16 protein-coding genes are annotated in these 18177 nt (G+C 64.9%); 8 read left to right on the top strand and 8 right to left on the bottom strand.

Annotation, left to right across the window (positions count from 1 at the left end):
• The first annotated feature begins 2 nt into the window (after nucleotides 1-2).
• Nucleotides 3-2372 (top strand): xanthine dehydrogenase family protein molybdopterin-binding subunit, encoded by a 2370-nt coding sequence (locus VOI21_RS03310; protein ID WP_323767660.1) that lies wholly within the window; start codon nucleotides 3-5, stop codon nucleotides 2370-2372.
• Between the two features lie 53 nt (nucleotides 2373-2425).
• Nucleotides 2426-3217 carry a xanthine dehydrogenase family protein subunit M gene (locus VOI21_RS03305; protein ID WP_323767658.1) on the top strand — a complete coding sequence of 264 codons (792 nt, stop codon included), beginning with the start codon at nucleotides 2426-2428 and terminating at the stop codon, nucleotides 3215-3217.
• A gap of 94 nt (nucleotides 3218-3311) precedes the next feature.
• On the opposite strand, the gene VOI21_RS03300 is transcribed toward VOI21_RS03305, so the two are convergent.
• Both VOI21_RS03300 and VOI21_RS03295 read right to left on the bottom strand, forming a co-directional pair.
• Nucleotides 3312-4199, bottom strand: coding sequence for an FAD:protein FMN transferase (locus VOI21_RS03300; protein WP_323767656.1), 888 nt, complete (start codon nucleotides 4197-4199; stop codon nucleotides 3312-3314).
• Entirely contained in the window at nucleotides 4196-6280 is a 2085-nt protein-coding gene (locus tag VOI21_RS03295) for a 4Fe-4S binding protein (protein ID WP_323767654.1), read from the bottom strand. Before VOI21_RS03295 ends, VOI21_RS03300 begins: the two co-directional genes overlap by 4 nt.
• A gap of 186 nt (nucleotides 6281-6466) precedes the next feature.
• Between VOI21_RS03295 and VOI21_RS03290 the strand changes: the two genes are divergently transcribed.
• Together VOI21_RS03290 and VOI21_RS03285 are read left to right on the top strand one after the other, a co-directional pair.
• Nucleotides 6467-7252: a quinoprotein dehydrogenase-associated SoxYZ-like carrier gene (locus tag VOI21_RS03290; protein WP_323767652.1), complete on the top strand. Its 786-nt coding sequence runs from the start codon at nucleotides 6467-6469 to the stop codon at nucleotides 7250-7252.
• The gene (locus tag VOI21_RS03285) at nucleotides 7252-8193 is read left to right on the top strand and encodes a quinoprotein relay system zinc metallohydrolase 1 (protein WP_323767650.1); all 942 of its coding nucleotides are present in this window, start codon (nucleotides 7252-7254) and stop codon (nucleotides 8191-8193) included. Before VOI21_RS03290 ends, VOI21_RS03285 begins: the two co-directional genes overlap by 1 nt.
• A 110-nt stretch (nucleotides 8194-8303) precedes the next feature.
• On the opposite strand, the gene VOI21_RS03280 is transcribed toward VOI21_RS03285, so the two are convergent.
• The gene (locus tag VOI21_RS03280; protein WP_323768418.1) at nucleotides 8304-8882 is read right to left on the bottom strand and encodes a rhodanese-like domain-containing protein; all 579 of its coding nucleotides are present in this window, start codon (nucleotides 8880-8882) and stop codon (nucleotides 8304-8306) included.
• Nucleotides 8883-9005: 123 nt separating this feature from the next.
• Between VOI21_RS03280 and VOI21_RS03275 the strand changes: the two genes are divergently transcribed.
• Nucleotides 9006-10394 carry a phosphomannomutase gene (locus VOI21_RS03275; RefSeq protein WP_323767648.1) on the top strand — a complete coding sequence of 463 codons (1389 nt, stop codon included), beginning with the start codon at nucleotides 9006-9008 and terminating at the stop codon, nucleotides 10392-10394.
• A gap of 87 nt (nucleotides 10395-10481) precedes the next feature.
• Here VOI21_RS03275 and kdsA read toward each other — a convergent pair whose 3' ends face one another.
• Genes kdsA through VOI21_RS03260 form a run of 3 tightly spaced genes read right to left on the bottom strand, consistent with a single transcriptional unit; the run spans nucleotide 10482 to nucleotide 13035 of the window.
• Nucleotides 10482-11303: a 3-deoxy-8-phosphooctulonate synthase gene (gene kdsA, locus VOI21_RS03270; RefSeq protein ID WP_323767646.1), complete on the bottom strand. Its 822-nt coding sequence runs from the start codon at nucleotides 11301-11303 to the stop codon at nucleotides 10482-10484.
• Nucleotides 11300-12088: a manno-octulosonate cytidylyltransferase gene (locus tag VOI21_RS03265; RefSeq protein ID WP_323767644.1), complete on the bottom strand. Its 789-nt coding sequence runs from the start codon at nucleotides 12086-12088 to the stop codon at nucleotides 11300-11302. Before VOI21_RS03265 ends, kdsA begins: the two co-directional genes overlap by 4 nt.
• Entirely contained in the window at nucleotides 12085-13035 is a 951-nt protein-coding gene (locus VOI21_RS03260; protein WP_323767642.1) for a KpsF/GutQ family sugar-phosphate isomerase, read from the bottom strand. The genes VOI21_RS03265 and VOI21_RS03260 overlap by 4 nt, the downstream gene beginning before the upstream one ends.
• 159 nt (nucleotides 13036-13194) lie before the next feature.
• On the opposite strand from VOI21_RS03260, the gene VOI21_RS03255 reads away from it, so the two are divergent.
• On the top strand, nucleotides 13195-14514 hold the full coding sequence (locus VOI21_RS03255) for a UDP-glucose/GDP-mannose dehydrogenase family protein (protein WP_323767640.1): 1320 nt from the start codon (nucleotides 13195-13197) through the stop codon (nucleotides 14512-14514).
• A gap of 297 nt (nucleotides 14515-14811) precedes the next feature.
• The gene (locus tag VOI21_RS03250) at nucleotides 14812-15888 is read left to right on the top strand and encodes a Hint domain-containing protein (protein ID WP_323767638.1); all 1077 of its coding nucleotides are present in this window, start codon (nucleotides 14812-14814) and stop codon (nucleotides 15886-15888) included.
• A gap of 153 nt (nucleotides 15889-16041) precedes the next feature.
• Here VOI21_RS03250 and VOI21_RS03245 read toward each other — a convergent pair whose 3' ends face one another.
• Complete coding sequence (locus tag VOI21_RS03245; protein ID WP_323767636.1) at nucleotides 16042-16539, bottom strand: SH3 domain-containing protein; 498 nt, start codon at nucleotides 16537-16539, stop codon at nucleotides 16042-16044.
• A gap of 107 nt (nucleotides 16540-16646) precedes the next feature.
• Here VOI21_RS03245 and VOI21_RS03240 point away from each other — a divergent pair, with 107 nt between their 5' ends.
• Nucleotides 16647-17633: a D-glycerate dehydrogenase gene (locus VOI21_RS03240; RefSeq protein WP_323767633.1), complete on the top strand. Its 987-nt coding sequence runs from the start codon at nucleotides 16647-16649 to the stop codon at nucleotides 17631-17633.
• Here VOI21_RS03240 and VOI21_RS03235 read toward each other — a convergent pair.
• The gene (locus VOI21_RS03235; protein WP_323767631.1) at nucleotides 17575-18084 is read right to left on the bottom strand and encodes a hypothetical protein; all 510 of its coding nucleotides are present in this window, start codon (nucleotides 18082-18084) and stop codon (nucleotides 17575-17577) included. The two genes, VOI21_RS03240 and VOI21_RS03235, sit on opposite strands and share 59 nt — an antisense overlap.
• Between the last annotated feature and the right edge of the window lie 93 nt (nucleotides 18085-18177).

The raw sequence follows: 18177 nt of genomic DNA, 5'->3' as shown, positions 1-18177 counted from the left end.
ACATGCCGAAGGATCATGGCATTGGCGCAAGCACGAAGCGACGCGAAGACGTCCGCTTTCTGACGGGCGCCGGTAATTATACCGACGACATCAACGTACACGGTCAGGCCTACGTCTATTTCCTGCGTTCCGACGTGGCGCATGGGCGTATCAACAACATCGACACGGCGGCCGCGGCCGACATGCCCGGCGTTGTGCGCATCTTCACCGGCGCGGATTTTGAGGGCGTGGGCGGTCTGCCCTGCGGCTGGCTGGTCACCGACAAGAACGGCGACCCGATGAAGGAACCGCCGCACCCGGTTCTGGCCCAAGGCAAGGTCCGCCATGTGGGCGACCCCATCGTTGCGGTTGTCGCCGACAGTCTGGAACAGGCGCGCGATGCCGCCGAGGCCATCGAACTGGACATCGAGGAACTGCCCGCCGCTGTCGACATGAAGGCCGCACTGGCCGCTGACGCGCCGCGCGTTCATGACGATCTTGCCGACAACCTCTGCTATGACTGGCAGTTTGGCACCGACACCGAAACCACCGACAAGGCGTTTGCCGAGGCCGCGCATATCACCTCGTTGGAACTGGTGAACAACCGCCTTGTCGCCAACCCGATGGAGCCGCGCGTGGCAGTGGGCGACTATGCCCGCGCCAATGATGAAAGCACGCTCTACACCACCTCGCAGAACCCGCATGTGATCCGTCTGCTGATGGGCGCGTTTGTTCTGGGCATCCCAGAGCACAAGCTGCGCGTCGTGGCCCCGGATGTGGGCGGCGGTTTCGGCACCAAGATCTTTCACTATGCCGAAGAGGCATTCTGCACCTTTGCGGCGCGTCAGATCAACCGCGCCGTCAAATGGACGTCGAGCCGGTCAGAGGCGTTCATGTCCGACGCACACGGTCGTGACCACGTGACCAAGATCGAACTGGCGCTGGACGCAGACAACAACTTTATCGGTCTGCGCACGGACACCTACGCCAACATGGGTGCCTATCTGTCGACCTTCGCATCCTGCACGCCGACATGGCTGCACGGCACGCTGATGGCTGGCAACTACCGCACGCCTGCGGTGCAGGTGAACGTAAAGGCCGTCTTTACCAACACCGTGCCGGTGGACGCCTACCGTGGCGCGGGCCGCCCCGAGGCGACCTATTCGCTGGAACGCCTGATCGACAAGGCCGCGCGCGAACTGGGCGCTGACCCGATCAAGCTGCGCCGCCAGAACTTCATCACATCCTTCCCCTATGCGACCCCGGTTGCCGTCGAATACGACACCGGCGACTACGTCGCGACGATGGACAAGATGGAAGAGATGATCGACGTCGCAGGCTTCCCCGCCCGCCGCGCCGAATCCGAGGCCAAGGGCAAGCTCCGTGGCCTGGGCATCAACTGTTTCATCGAGGCTTGTGGCATCGCGCCGTCGAACCTTGTCGGACAGTTGGGCGCGCGTGCCGGTCTCTATGACGCCGCCACCGTCCGCGTGAACGCCACCGGCTCTATCTCGGTGATGGTCGGCGCGCACAGCCACGGTCAGGGGCATGAAACGGCCTTTCCGCAGGTTGTGGCAGAGATGCTGGGCATCGACGAATCGATGATCGACATCGTGCATGGCGATACCTCTAAGATCCCCTTCGGCATGGGCACCTACGGTTCGCGCTCCATCGCGGTCTGCGGCTCGGCCATGGTTCGGGCCACCGAGAAGATCATCAACAAGGCCAAGAAGATCGCCGCTCACCTGATGGAAGCCTCCGAGGCCGACATCGAGCTGAAAGACGGTCAGTTCTCGGTCGCGGGCACGGATAAATCCGTGGCTTGGGGGGATGTGACGCTGGCGGCCTACGTGCCGCACAACTACCCGCTTGAGGACATCGAACCGGGCCTTGAAGAAACCGCCTTCTATGATCCGGCGAACTTCACCTACCCCGCCGGTGCCTATGCCTGCGAGGTCGAGGTGGACCCCGAAACCGGCGCGGTCACGATCGAAAAGTTCGTCTCGGCGGATGACTTCGGCAACGTCATCAACCCGATGATCGTCGAGGGTCAGGTGCATGGCGGCATCGCGCAGGGGATCGGTCAGGCGCTGCTGGAAAGCTGCATCTACGATGAGAATGGCCAGTTGCTGAGCGCGTCCTACATGGATTACGCAATGCCGCGCGCCGACAACCTGCCGCATATGGCCAACTATAAGGTGGACCACTCTTGCCAGACCCCCTGCACGCACAACCCGCTGGGTGTGAAGGGCTGTGGTGAGGCCGGTGCCATCGGCTCGCCGCCGACGGTTGTGAACGCGGTCATCGACGCGCTGCAATCGGGCGGTCATAACGTGACCCATATCGATATGCCTGTCTCGCCCTCGCGAGTCTGGGCCGCGATCAACGGTTAATCCCCACTCCCGGCCCGCGTGACGGGCCGGGGGACGCAACAGGAGGATAAAAGATGTATTCATTCGACATGGTACGGCCAACCAGTGTGGCCGATGCGGTTTCCGCTCTGGCTCAGGACGAGGCGCAGGCGCTTTCCGGCGGCCAGACCCTGATCCCGACGCTGAAACAGCGTCTGGCCAGCCCCTCGGTTCTGGTCAGCCTGACCGGCATCGCGGAAATGCAGGGCGTCTGCCGCGAAGACAGCGGCGATCTTGCCATCGGCGGCGGCACCACCCACGCCACCGTCGCTGCAGAGGCGGCCTCGATTTACCCCGGCTTGGCAAAGCTTGCTGGTGGCATCGGCGATCCGGCGGTCCGCAATCGCGGCACCATCGGCGGCAGCATTGCCAACAACGACCCCTCGGCCTGTTACCCGGCGGCCGCGCTGGGCTCGGGCGCGACAATCGTCACCAACACGCGTGAGATTGCGGCGGACGATTTCTTTCAGGGCATGTTCACCACCGCTCTGGAAGAGGGTGAGATCATCACATCGGTCCGGTTCCCGGTCCCCGAGGCCGCAGGCTACGCCAAGTTCGAACAGCCCGCCTCGCGCTTTGCGCTGACGGCTGTCTTCGTGGCGAAATACGCCGACGGTGTGCGTGTCGCGGTCACGGGCGCGTCGGAAAACGGTGTGTTCCGCTGGACAGAGGCCGAGCAGGCGCTGTCGTCCAACTTCTCGCCCGACGCGGTCGCCGGTCTGTCCGTCCCCGCCGATGGCATGATCTCCGATCTGCACGGCACCGGCGCTTACCGGGCCCATCTTGTCGGCGTGATGACCAAACGCGCGGTCGCTGCCGCAAGCTAAGCGGCCCTCGCATGAACATTAAGACCCCCGGCCCACCGCCGGGGATCTTTTTTTGTTCGCGGAAATTGGGGTCATGCTGTGGCCACGACGCCCGCTAGACCGATCTCAGGTTGCCCTCTGCATCGACCAGCGTGACGCCCCGTACGGCAGGCACCTTGGCCCGGATGCGCCGCACCTCCGCGACGTCGGCAAACACCAGCGCCGTGGACAGCCCGTCCGCCAGCGTCGCGGTGTCCGCCTGAACGCTGACGGTCGTCCACAAAGGCCGCCCAGAATCCAAAGGGTTCAGGATATGCCCCCCGTCTCCCAGGATCAGCGCCGAGGGGCTGGACGTCGCCACCGCGCACCCGCTGAGGGCAACCGTGTCGATCACGCCCTGCGCCGGGTCCGACACACCCACGCGCCACGGTCCGCCCAGCGCCCGCATCTCGCCAACCGCGACAAGTGCTGTCTCGAACCCGCGCGCCTTCAACAGATCGGCCACAAGGTCCGTCGCAAACCCCTGCGCAATCCCGTTCAGTGTCAGTGCCTGCCCCCGCGCCAGCGTGATGTGTCCGGCGTTCACCCGCACCCGGTCCCAGCCAATGGCCCGCCGCGCCGCGTCGATATCGCCGCCCATCGCCACGGCGCGCCACAGCGGCTGCACCGTCGGATCGAACCGCCCGCCGGTCAGCCGATGTATCCGCCCCACCGTGCCAAGCAGTCGAACCAAGCGGTCAGGCGGGTCGCGCAGCACCCCCTCCCGGTTCAACCGCGCCAGTGCCGAGGTCGGATCGAACAGGCTCATCTCTTGTTCGATCCCGCGTATCAGCGCCGCGCAATCGGCCAGAGTTTGGGCCACCACCGCCTCTGGTCCACGTAGGGTGATCCGCGCCTGAGCGCCCAGCGCGCGGCCCGCCCACTGCTGCTCTCCACTCCGGGCCGAGGCCGCGAAAGGCATCGCCAAGGCCGCGCATACCGTCAGGAAACGCCGTCTGTTCATGCCGCTCGCCTCCGGTCACGCGCCCTCAGCACCAGTGGCACGCACTGCGCCGGGTCGTCGTGGATCGTGACGCAATCGAGGCAGCCAAAGCACTCTGCATAGTCGATCTTGCCGCTTTTCGGGCCCGATTTGGGGATCGCCTGATACTTGCACCGCACCGCGCACAACTGGCAGGGGCTGCCGCAGTCGGCCCGCCGCGCGATCCAGTCGCGCCCGCGCAGTATCCCGCCCAACGCCATCAACGCGCCCAACGGGCAAAGGTAACGGCAGAAGCCCTTGAACAGCACCGCCGACAACAGCAACAGCCCGACCGCATAGGCGACATAATACCACTCACGGACAAAAAACGTGGTGACTGCGGTCTTGAATGGCTCGACCTCTGCCGCCTTGTCCAGCGCGCCGGGTGCCACAAAGATCAGCGCCACCAGCCCCGCCAACACGCCGTATTTTACCAGCTTCAGCCGCCCATCCCAACGCGCCGACACCTCGATCTGCGGCAGGCGCAGCAGCCGCCCCAGATGATGCGCAAACTCCTGCATCGCGCCGAACGGACACAGCCAGCCGCAGAACAGCGCCCGCCCCCAGAGGACAAAGCCGACAATCGCTGCCGCCCAGACCAACAGCGAAAACGGATCATACAAGAGAAAGGCATAGCTGCCGCCTTCCCACGCCGCGCGGATCACACCGATCACCGTCACGATGGACAGTTGCCCCTGTCCCCACCAGCCGACAAAGCCGGTCATGATGGCCAGCACCACTAGCCTCACAGGCGTAAAATACCGCAACCCGGCCAGCGCCGATTGCCGCCAGAACAGCACCGGCATCAGCACCGCCAGACCAAGGGCCAGCACCACCAAATCCCCCTGTCGCTCGCGCAGCGCCGCGCGCCACGGCGGCAGCGCCACAGGCACCTCGTCGCGGGCAAAGAACCGGGCATCGGTGGCCTGTGTCGACGACAGGGCAACGCTGCCCGCCTGCGGCATAAAGGAACCGTGTTCGCGCACCGCCTCTACATGCAGGGTCCAAGGCTCTGTCGGGTCAAACCCCAGCCGCCGGTCGGTGCGCAGGATCATGGCCACACCGTCCTGCACCGCCTCTGGCAGGTCGCCGCGCAAGGAGAACAGCAGGTCGCTGTCCCGCAGCGCCACCGGCAGACCAAACTGTTCGGCGGTCAGCAGGTCGGGTGAGGTGTTGCGCACGAAGTCCTCGGTGATCAGCCCGTGCCGCCCCGCCTCGATCAGCAGGATCGGCTCATCAAAGGTCGAGATCGTCAGGAACTCCTGCAACTCGGCAAACGATGCCGCGTCCAGCACCGCCCGCGCAATCGACGGCGGGCCAAGGTCGACGATCCACAGATCCAGATAGGCCCCCTGCGGATCATCCTTGGCCACTGGGTCGTCGTCCTCCCACAGGGTCCCGGCAAACTCTGCCTCGATCTGCGCATTGCGCACCAGATGCCGCGTCGCCAACCCCTGTGCCACCAGATCATCCCATGTCAGCGCCTCATCTACCGACGGATCGGGATAGGCGGGCGGCTGTGTCGACACGCCCCGCATCTTCTCCCGCGCCACCTGCAAGGTTGCCGCCAGAATCGATTCATGCGCGATCCGCACGCTGGCGGTCGCCTTGGTCACCCCGTCCAGATAGACCAGCGCGCCGGTGCCGCCGCTGTCGCCGTAGGGTGTGCCGACCACCATTGGCGCGGCGATGGAATGCCCCCGGTACTGGGTAAAGAACGCCTCAAACGCCGCCTGCCCAAGGCCGGAAACAAAGATCGGCTCATTGTGGCTGACCAGTTGCACATCCATGAACCGCCCTTCGAGGTCCAGCATCACCAGCACGTTGATCGGCGCGCCGGAAAAGCCGGGCAGGGGGGCCAGTGGTTCGGTTTCAAAGACATAGCCAGCGGTGATCCCGCCCGCGTTCTCCAGTGTCCAGACGCCTTTGTCGTTCACCGGCTCACCCAGAATGAACGGCGGAATGACTCGTTCGGACAGCGCCTCGGGCGGCAGCGTTTCGGCCCGCACAAGGCCCGCAATATGGATCAGGCAAGCCGCCAGCAGGACAAGGACAATGCGCATGTGGCAGAGCCTATGGCCCGCCCGCCAGCCACCCAATTGCGACCATGGTCCCATTGGCGAAACCTCGGCGCGCGGGTTCGATGCCGGGCGGGGACGTCTTGCGCGTCTACGACCATAGGCGCGGTGAAACGGCGCGGCCCTCATGGTAGCGTGACTGGCAAACTGGCAAGACGGGGAGGGTCCGCCATGTTTCTTCGCACAACGCTTTTTGCGCTCTCGGTGCTGGCCGCCAGTGCGGCGCTGGCGCTTGACGATCCGCAGACCCCGCTGAGCGATCCAATGCAGTCGGGCATGTGGGATTACCACCAAAAGGGCCTGTTGGGCGATCCCGCCGACATCCGGTTCGATGACCGCGTGGTGCTGCGCGCGCCCGCCTCGGCAGAGGATAGCCTGAATGTCCCCCTGCTGGTCGACGCCACGGCGATCCCGGAGGTCAAGCGCATCGTGATCAGCGCCGATTATGGCCCGATCCCGCATATCCTGACCTACTACCCCGATCAGGCAGAGCCCAAGCTGGCGCTGCGGTTCAAGATTGATCAGGCCACCGCCATCCGCGCCAGCGTCGAAACGCACTCGGGCAGTTGGCATGTCGGCTCGATCTATATCGACGCGGCGGGGGGCGGCTGCACCGCGCCGTCCCATGCCTATGCCAGCGACGACTGGGAGGAAAAGCTGGGTGAGGTTCATGGCCGGCTCTGGGCTGCATCCGGACGCGCCCGCCTGATCGTGGATCACCCGATGGACACCGGGCTGGCCGATGGCATCCCGGTTTTCATCATCGAGGATCTGTCCTTGCAACGCGACGACGGCACCCAATTGGCACGGCTGGAGCTGGCTGAGCCGGTGAATGAGGATCCGGCCTTTACCTTTTACTTCGCCAAAGGCGCGCTGCCCGCTTCGGTCAAGGTGGTGGGGCGTGACAACAACGGCAACCGCATCCGCGGTGTCTTGAGCGAAGGCGATTTGAACTGATGCTGACCCGTCGCGCGGTTCTGGGCGCTCTGTCCACCTTGCCATTGGCCCCGCGCGCCTTTGCGCAGGCCCGCCTGTCCTATGACCTTACCGCCAAGCCGCTCGCTGATGGTATCTGGATGGTCGAAGGGGCGACCGACTATTTCTCGATGCAAAACGGCGGGGCGATTGTGAACATCACCCTGATCAAGGGCGACACGGGGCTGATCCTGATCGATACCGGCTCTTCCCGCCGCTATGGGGAGGCGCTTGTCAGCCTTGCCCGTAATCTGGACATTCGCGGTATCTCGGCGGTGGTGAACACGCATCACCACCCGGATCATTTCTTTGGCAATCAAGTGTTTGCGGACACGCCGATCTTTGCGCTGGGCGAGACGCGGCAGGCGGCATTGCGCGACGGCGACGGCTTTGCCGACAACATGTACCGCCTGCTGGGCGACTGGATGCGCGGCACAGAGGTGGTGCCGCCAACAGACGTGATCGCAGGCGGAGAGGTCTTGCTGGACGGGCGCGCGTTTCTCGCCCTGCCACTGGGCGGGCACACGGTGTCGGACCTAGCCCTGCTGGACCGTCGCACCGGCACGCTGATCGCCGGCGATCTGGTGTTCCACAACCGCGCCCCCACCACACCCAGCGCTGACCTGGCCCGCTGGAACATGTCGCTGGATACGCTGGCGGCGCAAAAGCCCGCCCTGATCGTCCCCGGCCACGGCCCCGCCGACCCCACCGGGGCCGCGCTCATCCAGACCCGCGACTACCTGCGCTGGCTGGAGGCCACCCTACGGAACGGCGCGCAGTCCGGTCTCGATATGGTTGAGCTGATGGAAACCCCGCTGCCCGACCGGTTCGCCACCATGGGCGCGCAACCGCAGGAATACCAACGCTCTGTCGCGCACCTGTTCCCGGGGATCGAACGTCAGGAACTGCCGCGCGGCAACTAGAGCGTGTCGCGTTTGACGGCAGTCAGGCATTCATTCGCCAGGCTAAGGCAGCCTATGCAAAGCACAGCGCGTTCAGCCCTTCGAGTGAATTCAATTGAACGCGACACGCTTTAATCGACGTTGACCGGCACTGGATCGACCGGCTCCAACACCCCGCCAATGTCCAGCCAGCCGTCGGTCCCCAGCCGGAACCAGTAGACGCGCGTATAGCCCATCGCGCCGATCCTCTGCGCGGCGTTCCAACTCATCCAGCAATCAGCCACGCAGTAGACAACCAAGGGTCGCGCCCTGTCGCCGCCCGTCGCCTGCACCAGCCCCTCCGCCAGATAGCGCCGCATCACCTCGCTCAACTGGCCGCGCCCGACTTCCGGCAACCAGACCGCGCCCGGCAGGCTGCGCCGCTGTTTCGACACCAGCCACGTGCCGTCCAACTCATCGAACCGCGACTGCTGAGCGCCAAACACATCCAGCGCCACCGCCCCCGCCGCCAGCAAATCGCGCGCTTCCTCCGGCGACACCAGAACCGCAGGTGCGGGAATGTCCTCGGGCGTCGGCGCGCGCTGCCGCCCAACGCGAAACCCCGTCGCCGGATCGAACAGATCGGGCCGCCGCGCCTGATGCTCGGCATAAGGCGCAGCCCCGACCGAGGTGGCCAGACACAGAACAACCAAGGCAAATGCGCGTATCATCGCCAAAGGATAGGCCGTCCCCCGTCGCGACGGAACCCGCTCTTGCCTTCCGTGGCCAGAGACGGGAAAAGAACCGCGCGCCCGCCGGGGCGTCCACGGCATTCAGAGACAGGGATTAGAAACATGGCCCCCAAATTCGGCACCAGCGGCCTGCGCGGTCTGGTTGTGGATCTGACTGAACCGCTGGTCCACGACTACGTGACCGCCTTTCTGAGCGCCTGCCCCCATGGCGGCGCGGTGCATGTGGGCCGTGACCTGCGCCCCTCGTCGCCGCAGATCGCAGGCTGGGTGATCGACGCCATCCGCGCGGCGGGCCTGGACGCGGTCGACTGCGGCGCGGTCCCGACGCCCGCGCTGGCGCTGTCCTCGCTGAACGCCGGCGCGGCGGCGGTCATGGTCACCGGCAGCCACATCCCCGCAGACCGCAACGGTCTGAAATTCTATGTCCCCACCGGTGAGATCTCCAAAGACGATGAGACACGCATCAACGGCGCGCTGGGCCAGCCCGCCGCCGACACCGCACAAGGCAGCCTGACACAGGCCGACGCCCGCGCCGCCTATGTGGCCCGCTACACCGACGCCTACGGGACCGAGGCGCTGAGCGGCCTGCGCGTTGGCGTCTACCAGCACAGCTCTGTCGCGCGCGACATCATGATGGACGTGGTGCAGGCGCTGGGCGGCACCGCCATCGCCATCGCCCGCTCTGACACCTTCATCCCGGTGGATACAGAGGCGCTGGACCCGGACACCAAGAAACTCTTTGCCGGTTGGTTTGCCGAACACGACCTGCACGTGCTGATCTCCACCGATGGCGACGCCGACCGCCCGATGCTGGTGGACGATGCACAGCGCGTGGTGCCGGGCGACGTGCTGGGGGCCGTCACTGCCCGCGCGCTGGGGGCCAAGGTGATCTGCACGCCGGTCTCCTCCAACACGATGATCGACGCCGCCGGGGCCTTTGACTTCGCGCAGATCACCCGCACCAAAATAGGCTCCCCTTTCGTGATCGCTGCGATGGAGAACGCGCTACACGCCGATTCCGCCGCCCGCGTCGTGGGGTATGAGGCCAACGGCGGCTTCCTGCTCGGCTTCTCCACCGGAAAACTCGCCCCGCTGATGACCCGCGATTGCCTGCTGCCGATCCTCGCGCCGCTGGCCGCCGCTCGCGCCGCCGGTCAGCCGCTGTCGGCGCTTCTGGACGCGCTGCCGCCGCGCTTTACCGCCGCCGACCGCATTCAGGGCATCGCCACGGAAACCTCCAAGGCGTTTATCGCCAACCTCACCGATGATGCCGCCGCCCGCGCGACCTTCTTCGCCGCCACCGGCCCGGAGTCCGCGCTGGACACAACCGATGGCTTGCGCGTCACCTTCGAAAACGGAGACGTGGTCCACCTGCGCCCCTCAGGCAATGCACCGGAATTTCGCTGCTACGCAGAGGCCGGGTCACGGGACACCGCCACCGCGCTGGTCGACACCTACCTTGGCAAACTGGGCGCAACACTCAGCGCCTGACCCGCAAAACCTGAAGAAGCCGCCGGGACGACTCCCTGCGGCTTCTTCTTGGGGAAAATACTCAAAATTCCGACGGGTCAGACCCGGTCAGCCCGCCTTGGTCAGCGCATCCACCGCCGCCAGCCCCTTTAGCAGGCGCGCCAGATCGTCGACCGGCACCATGTTCGGCCCGTCGCTGGGCGCGTTGTCCGGGTCTTCATGCGTCTCGATAAACACAGCGGCACAGCCCACAGCCAGCGCCGCACGGGCCAGCGGCTCGACAAACTGGCGCTGTCCACCCGTCGATGTGCCCTGCCCACCGGGCAGTTGCACCGAATGGGTGGCGTCAAACACCACCGGATAGCCGGTCTCTGACATGATCGGCAGCGACCGCATGTCCGACACCAGCATGTTATAGCCAAACGAGGTCCCACGCTCACACAGCATGATTTTTTGGTTGCCGGTCGAGGCGATCTTGTCCACCACGTTGACCATGTCCCAAGGGGCCAGAAACTGCCCCTTCTTGACGTTGATGGCCGCCCCGGTTTCGCCCGCCGCCAGCAAAAGATCGGTCTGGCGCGACAGAAAGGCCGGGATTTGCAGCACATCCACGGCAGAGGCGACAGTGGCGCATTGGTCCGGCGCGTGCACATCGGTCAGCACCGGCACGCCAAATTCCGACCGGATGGTGGACAGGACGCGCAGCCCCTCTTCCATGCCGATGCCGCGTTTGCCCGACAGGGAGGACCGGTTGGCCTTGTCATAGCTGGCCTTGAAGATCCAGTTCACGCCTGCGGCCTCTGCCGCCGCTGCGATCCGCTCGGCCAGCATCCGCGCATGGTCCAGCGTTTCAATCTGGCAGGGACCGGCGATCAGGGTAAAGGGGGCAGCGTTAGAGACCGTATAGCCCCCGATTGAAACGTCCGTCATGCGATGCCTTCCTTTGCCAGCACGCCTTCGATGCGCGCCACGTCCACAGGGTTATTGAGTTCCCAGAATACCCGGCCGTTGCCCTCGACCGGGACACAGGTCACCGGCACGCCGTTTTCCAGAAAGCGCAGTTGTTCCAGCCCCTCGGCCTTTTCCAGCGGTCCTTCGGGCCATGACATATAGGCCTCCAGCGCGTCGGGCCGGTAGGCGTAGACGCCCACATGGTGCCAGACCTCGGGCGGGGTCTCTAGCGATCCGACAAAGGGCAGCACTTCCTTGGAGAAATACAGCGCGGTGCCATCGGCGCGGGCCACGGCGGTGGTGCCGCCAACGCGGCCATTCTGGCGGTCTGTCACGAAATTGGTCAGCGTCTCGGCATCGCACCGCAGGATCGGCGTCGCCATCCGCACCGCCGGGTCGTCCATCCGCGCAATCAGCGCCTCGACAAACCACGCGGGCGTCAGCGGCGCGTCGCCTTGCAGGTTCACCACGCAGTCGGGGGCGGTGGCCAGTTGGGCCACACCCTCGGCGCAGCGTTCGGTCCCGTTGCGCGCGTTTTCCGACGTCATCAGCACATCCGCGCCAAAGCTGCGCGCTGCCTCGGCGATGCGGCTGTCGTCGGTCAGCACATAGACCGCCTCCGCACCCCTGACCGCCTTTGCCGCCTCCCAGCTGCGCTGGATCAGCGACTTGGCCTCTCCCGTCGCGCCTTTGAGTTCGACCAAAGGCTTGCCCGGATACCGGGTCGAGGCATAGCGTGCCGGGATAAAGATGACCGCGCTCATGCCACACCCGCCCGCAGCGCGTCGTGGATGTGCAGCAGGCCGACCAGCCGGTCGCCATCGGTCACCAGCAGGACCGTGCGTTTCGTCGTGTTCATGATGCCAAGCGCCTCGATCAACAATGTGTCGGGGGCGGTGACCAGCGGTCCGCGCGTGGCAACCTGCCCCGCGCTGCGGTCCATCAGCCCCTCCATGTTCCGGCGCAAATCGCCGTCGGTGATAATCCCGATCAGCCTGTCGCCCTCGACCAGCGCGGCCACGCCGAACCCTTTCTGGCTCATGACCAGCAGGCATTCGGACATCGGCGTCTCCGCCTGCACCAGCGGCAGTTCCTCACCCCGGTGCATGACGGCGGACACCCGCAACAGTTGCGCGCCCAGCGTGCCGCCGGGGTGGAAGGCCGCGAAACTGCTGCGGTCAAAGCCGCGATGCTGCATCATCGCCACCGCCAGAGCATCCCCCAGCGCCATCGCCATCGTCGTCGAGGTGGTCGGGGCCATGCCAATGGCGCAGGCCTCCGGCGCGTCGGGCATCAGCAGGACAAAATCCGCCGCCCGCGACAAGGTGCTGTCAGCCCCCTTGGTCATCGCCACCAGTGGGATAGAAAACCGCGCGCAATGGGCGATCATATCGGCCAATTCCCGCGTCTCGCCAGAGTTCGAGATCAGGATCACCGCGTCCGACGGCGTGATCATCCCCAGATCGCCGTGGCTCGCCTCACCGGGATGCACCCCCTGCGCGGGCGTGCCGGTCGACGCAAAGGTGGCGGCGATCTTGTTGGCCACATGGCCGGATTTGCCCATGCCAGAGACAATCACCCGTCCCTGCACCTGCAACAGCCGGGCCACCACGGCGTCAAAGCTGTCGGGCAGTTCGTCGCCCAGCCGCGCCAAGGCGGCGCTTTCGGTGGCAAGGACGGCGCGCGCGACCTCGGAAGGGCTGTCTGTCATGGGTGTCTGCTCGGCTTTCACTGGCCTGCGTGCTTTAACGGCTCTGCCGGGGCTTGTCCAATCGCGCAACACTCCGCCGCGATGCGCGCGCCCGCGTTGACATTTGCCCCCGCGCCGCCCCATGACACCGCCATATAGACCGGTCGAGGGATCGCCACCATGAAAATTGCCATGATCGGAACGGGCTATGTCGGCCTTGTCTCCGGGGTTTGCTTTTCGGATTTCGGGCACGAAGTCGTCTGCGTGGACAAAGACCCGCGCAAGATCGAGATGCTGGAGCGCGGCGAGGTGCCGATCTACGAGCCCGGCCTTGATGTCTTGATGCACAAGAACGTCGAGGCAGGCCGCCTGTCCTTTACGCTGGATCTGGCCAACGCCATCGACGGCGCAGAGGCGGTGTTCATCGCCGTCGGCACGCCGACCCGGCGCGGCGACGGTCACGCCGACCTCACCTATGTCATGGCCGCGGCCGAGGAAATCGCCAAGGCGGCCAAGGATTACGTCGTCGTCGTGACCAAGTCGACGGTGCCCGTGGGCACCAACCGCAAGGTCAAGGCCGTGATCTCTGCCGCCAATCCCGCCCTTGAGTTTGATGTCGCCTCAAACCCGGAATTTCTCCGCGAAGGCGCGGCAATCGACGATTTCATGAAACCCGACCGCGTGGTTGTCGGCGTCGAATCCGACCGCGCCGCGCAGGTCATGTCTGACATCTATCGCCCGCTGTACCTGCGCGATTTCCCGATTGTCACCACCGATCTGGAATCGGCGGAGATGATCAAATACGCCGCCAACGCGTTTCTCGCGACCAAGATCACCTTTATCAATGAGATCGCCGCCCTGTGCGAAAAGGTCGGCGCGGATGTGAAATCCGTTTCCAAGGGCATGGGCATGGATGGCCGCATCGGGAACAAGTTCCTGCACGCCGGTCCCGGCTACGGCGGCTCGTGTTTTCCCAAGGACACCAAGGCGCTGGCCCGCATCGGACAGGAACACGCGGCCCCCATCTCGATTGTCGAGACGGTCATCAAGGTCAATGAGGACGTCAAGCGCCGGATGATCGACAAGCTGGCCGATCTCTGTGACGGCGGATTCAACGGCAAGACGGTCGCCGTGCTGGGCGTGACCTTCAAACCCAACACCGATGACATGCGCGACGCGCCCTCGCTGACCATCGTGCCGGCGCTGGTGGGTGGCGGGGCATCGGTCCGCGTTGTCGATCCGCAGGGCCGCCGCGAAGGGGAACACCTGCTGCCCGGCGTCGCGTGGGAGGATGACCCCTACGTCGCCGCCGAAGGGGCCGACCTGCTGGTGATCCTGACCGAATGGAATGAATTCCGCGCGCTGGACCTGTCGCGCCTCGCCGGGTCCATGGCGCAGGCGAAACTGGCCGACCTGCGCAACATCTACGCGGCAGAGGATGCCCGGACCGCCGGGTTCACCGCTTACGAAAGCATTGGCCGCGTGGGTTTGGCGGGCTAAGGCGCTCCGCGCACCGCAGATAATTGAACGCCGCCTTTCGAGGCGGCGTTTTGCGTCTGACGGGGCGTGCGCTTGCCGTGCCGAGGGACTAGGGAAACTGCGCAGCGCAATCGGGCACCAGCCTGCCAACCGACCGGCAACCTACCCATTGGGATAAGAAATCGTTGCGTTCCGGCCACATTAGTGCGGTCTTCCCTTGGGGAAGCATCATGCCTTTGCCCGGTTCCGCTTTGAGAAACGATTTTCACGCTGTACCTTAATTGTTAATTAAAAAACGACTGAGGCAGGCAAACAAGAATGGCAACGGGCTATCGTGGCACGTTCGTCATCTCGTGGGCACAGACGGAAATCGACGGGGCGCAGGATGCGCCTCTTCCGGCACTGAAGGTCGGGGCCGCATGGTCCTGGACCGGAGAGCCGGTGCGGGTAGATGGTCCCGCGTCGGTCCTGCAACTGGGCAATGAGAGTGGCGATGCAAACATCCGTCCGCGCGCGGCGCGCATGGTGCGGCGTCTGGTGGGCGCGGCGCTGGATTTTGACCCCCCCGGACGGTCCTCTGCGGCCTTGGACGACAGCGACGCCCTGTATGGCGATTCCTGTTTTGTCGTGACCGATGGGCGCAAGGGGTACACCGTCACCCTGATCCCCGTCGGGCGGCATGTGCCGCCTCTCTTGATGTTCCTGGATGAGGTGCCGCCCTCTGGAATTGATCTTTGGGTTGTTCATCACGCCCGGTCGGTGGAACCGCTTGAGGCGCCCGCCGATCCCGGCGGCGCTGTCATTTGCTTTACGCCGCGCACCCGCATCCTCACCCCGGACGGTCAGGTGCCGGTGGGATTGTTGCGCGAAGGCGATCTGGTGCAGACCAAGGACAGCGGCGCGCAGCCGGTGTGCTGGATCGGCAGCAGGCGGATGTCGGGCGCGCGGCTCTTTGCCATGCCCTCACTGCGCCCGATCCGGCTGCGCGCCGGGGCTTTGGGGCTGGGTCAGCCGAATTGCGATATCCTCGTGTCGCCAGAGCACCGCATGGTGGTGCGCGGTGCCCCGGCGCGGGCGCTGTTCAACACGCCAGAGGTGCTGGTGGCGGCCCGCGATCTGGTGGACGGGCACAGCATCGTGCAGGACATGGACATAAAGGAAGTGACCTATGTTCACCTCCTGCTGCCCCGGCATGAGGTGCTCTTTGCCGATGGCGTCGAAACCGAAAGCTTTCATCCCGCCAACGCGGCGCTCTCCTCGATGGACAGCGATGACCGCACCCGTCTGTTGCAAACCCTGCCCGGCGTGGCCGGCAACCCGCAATCCTACGGCGCCTACGCCCGCCGCAACCTGTCCTCGTCCGAGGCAGCGATCCTCATGCATGAAGCGGCATAACGCCCCCCGTCCCGGGCCTGACCCGGGACCTCTGATTAGGGCGGGTCCGGGGTCGTGACGGCCTGCCCAATACCTAACAAACGGTAAAAACGCCTCTGCAAGCTATTGATTTTATTATGCCGGGTTGCTGTCCACGCGTGGACAGCCCCATAATCACTCGCGGATCTCGTCCGGCTTGACCCCCCAAAGCGCGGTCTTGTCAGCCCATCCCTTATAGCCCGACGCCGTCAGCTTGCACCACTCCGGCCCGCAATCGCCCAGCCGCGCGATCACCCCCAGTTCCAGCCGCGCCACCACCGGGCTGTCCGGGTCCTGACGCTGATGCAGGCTCAGCATGTCCTGCTCGACGATGACCGTCCTCGAGCCCGACAGCAGCGAGTAATGCACCCATCCGCCAGCCCCGTCGCGGTCCCGCACGCGCCGCCAGTGGCCATGCTCGGCGGTGATCTCCAACGGCATGGATCGCCGCTTGTAGACCCAGTCGATCCGATGGGTCAGCGACGGCCCGCGCCGCACGTTGCCCTCGGACGCCTTCAATGAGACGAAGCGCGGCAAAGGCAGCTTTGTCTCGGATCCCTTGTCCTGTGCCGCGGCCAAAGGCACGGCGCACAGGGTAAACGCCACCGCCACGGCGATCGCTTTCTTGAACATGGTCTCTGATCCTGCTCAGTTTTTCTGGCGGGGTTCTTGCGCCCCGTCCTGTCCTGACGCAGTCTACCGCCCGAGGACCCCGATGGGGAAGTTTGGGGAGAGGCTGTATGCCATCAAAACGTCTGAGTGTTGTCGTGACGCGACGCTTGCCCGAAGTCGTCGAGACGCGGCTGACCGAGTTGTTCGCCGCAAAGCTGCGCGAGGATGACCGCCCGATGACCCGGGGTGAGCTTGTGGACGCCATGCAGGAGGCGGATGTGCTTGTCTCGACGGTCACGGACCGCATTGACGCGGGGTTGATCGGGCAGGCGGGTGAAAAGCTCAAACTGATCGCCAACTACGGCGCGGGATTTGACCACATTGATGTCGCCACGGCCCGGTCGCGCGGGATTTTGGTGTCCAACACGCCCGGCGTGGTGACCGAAGACACCGCCGACATGGTCATGGCGCTGATGCTGGGGGTGACCCGCCGCATTCAGGAAGGCCTGAAGGTGATGCAGGAGGGCAGCTGGGAAGGCTGGGCCCCCACCGCATTGCTGGGGGGGCGACTGGGCGGTCGCCGTCTGGGCATTCTCGGCATGGGCCGCATTGGTCAGGCCGTGGCGCGCCGCGCCGCCGCCTTTGGGATGCAGGTGCATTACCACAACCGACACCGCCTGCGCGCCGAGATCGAAGAGGCATTGCAGGCCACCTACTGGGAAAGCCTCGACCAGATGGTCGCGCGGATGGATGTGATCAGCGTCAACTGTCCCTCGACACCCAGCACCTATCACCTGCTCAACGCCCGTCGTCTGCAACTGATGAAACCCAGCGCGGTGATTGTGAACACCTCACGCGGCGAGGTGATCGACGAAAACGCCCTGACGCGGATGCTGAAAGCGGGGCAACTGGCAGGTGCCGGTCTGGATGTCTACGAACACGGTCTGGCGGGAAACCCCGAGCTGCGTAACATGCCCAACGTGGTGATGCTGCCCCATATGGGGTCGGCCACGCAGGAAGGCCGCGTCGAGATGGGCGAAAAGGTGATCATCAATATCAAGACCTTTGACGATGGTCATCGCCCGCCGGATCAGGTGGTTCCCGCGATGCTGTGAGCGTAGAAGACTGCGAAAGTGGATCGGCGATGCGCCGTCCGCCGGACAGGCGAAGGTCCAGCACGTCGCGAGAGAGGCCCAGCCAGTCCACCGCGTCCGCGATGTCCGAAAGCAGTCCGCAGCGCGCGGTCCCCGCGCGCGACACTTGGGCGCAATAGTCTGTCAGAATGGGCATCATGTTCCGTTGATTGGCGACAACGGCCATCGCCAAGGGTTCGGACCGCTGCGCAGCATCGGAAGACACGGTTTTGGCCATGTGCATCATGCCGTCGTAGAACACGTTCAACCCCTCCAGCCCGCGCATGTCATTGAGAGAAAAGCTCAGATGGCCGGCCTCTGGATGGGCCAGCATATCGGAATAGCCGCGCACGATATCTCCGACCGTTGCCCGGCCGAAATAGTCGACATGCACGAATTTCCACTGAGGAAAGAACGTCAGGTCAAGGGGCAATGGTATACTCTAATTCTTTTTCAAATGAGGCAACTTCGGAATTTTTCGAAGGTTGCTGCGACGCAGTATAATCATAAGAGCGCACTGCGTGGA

Source organism: Antarctobacter sp., assembly GCF_034670325.1.
Lineage (GTDB): Bacteria > Pseudomonadota > Alphaproteobacteria > Rhodobacterales > Rhodobacteraceae > Antarctobacter.
Note: the sequence above shows the minus strand (reverse complement) of the source record. Positions and strands in the feature narration are given on the sequence as shown.

Coding starts and splice junctions, on each gene's coding strand:
- VOI21_RS03310 (WP_323767660.1), top strand. CDS start 3: ATGCCGAAGGATCATGGCATTGGCGCAAGCACGAAGCGACGCGAAGAC.
- VOI21_RS03305 (WP_323767658.1), top strand. CDS start 2,426: ATGTATTCATTCGACATGGTACGGCCAACCAGTGTGGCCGATGCGGTT.
- VOI21_RS03300 (WP_323767656.1), bottom strand. CDS start 4,199: ATGAACAGACGGCGTTTCCTGACGGTATGCGCGGCCTTGGCGATGCCT.
- VOI21_RS03295 (WP_323767654.1), bottom strand. CDS start 6,280: ATGCGCATTGTCCTTGTCCTGCTGGCGGCTTGCCTGATCCATATTGCG.
- VOI21_RS03290 (WP_323767652.1), top strand. CDS start 6,467: ATGTTTCTTCGCACAACGCTTTTTGCGCTCTCGGTGCTGGCCGCCAGT.
- VOI21_RS03285 (WP_323767650.1), top strand. CDS start 7,252: ATGCTGACCCGTCGCGCGGTTCTGGGCGCTCTGTCCACCTTGCCATTG.
- VOI21_RS03280 (WP_323768418.1), bottom strand. CDS start 8,882: ATGATACGCGCATTTGCCTTGGTTGTTCTGTGTCTGGCCACCTCGGTC.
- VOI21_RS03275 (WP_323767648.1), top strand. CDS start 9,006: ATGGCCCCCAAATTCGGCACCAGCGGCCTGCGCGGTCTGGTTGTGGAT.
- kdsA (WP_323767646.1), bottom strand. CDS start 11,303: ATGACGGACGTTTCAATCGGGGGCTATACGGTCTCTAACGCTGCCCCC.
- VOI21_RS03265 (WP_323767644.1), bottom strand. CDS start 12,088: ATGAGCGCGGTCATCTTTATCCCGGCACGCTATGCCTCGACCCGGTAT.
- VOI21_RS03260 (WP_323767642.1), bottom strand. CDS start 13,035: ATGACAGACAGCCCTTCCGAGGTCGCGCGCGCCGTCCTTGCCACCGAA.
- VOI21_RS03255 (WP_323767640.1), top strand. CDS start 13,195: ATGAAAATTGCCATGATCGGAACGGGCTATGTCGGCCTTGTCTCCGGG.
- VOI21_RS03250 (WP_323767638.1), top strand. CDS start 14,812: ATGGCAACGGGCTATCGTGGCACGTTCGTCATCTCGTGGGCACAGACG.
- VOI21_RS03245 (WP_323767636.1), bottom strand. CDS start 16,539: ATGTTCAAGAAAGCGATCGCCGTGGCGGTGGCGTTTACCCTGTGCGCC.
- VOI21_RS03240 (WP_323767633.1), top strand. CDS start 16,647: ATGCCATCAAAACGTCTGAGTGTTGTCGTGACGCGACGCTTGCCCGAA.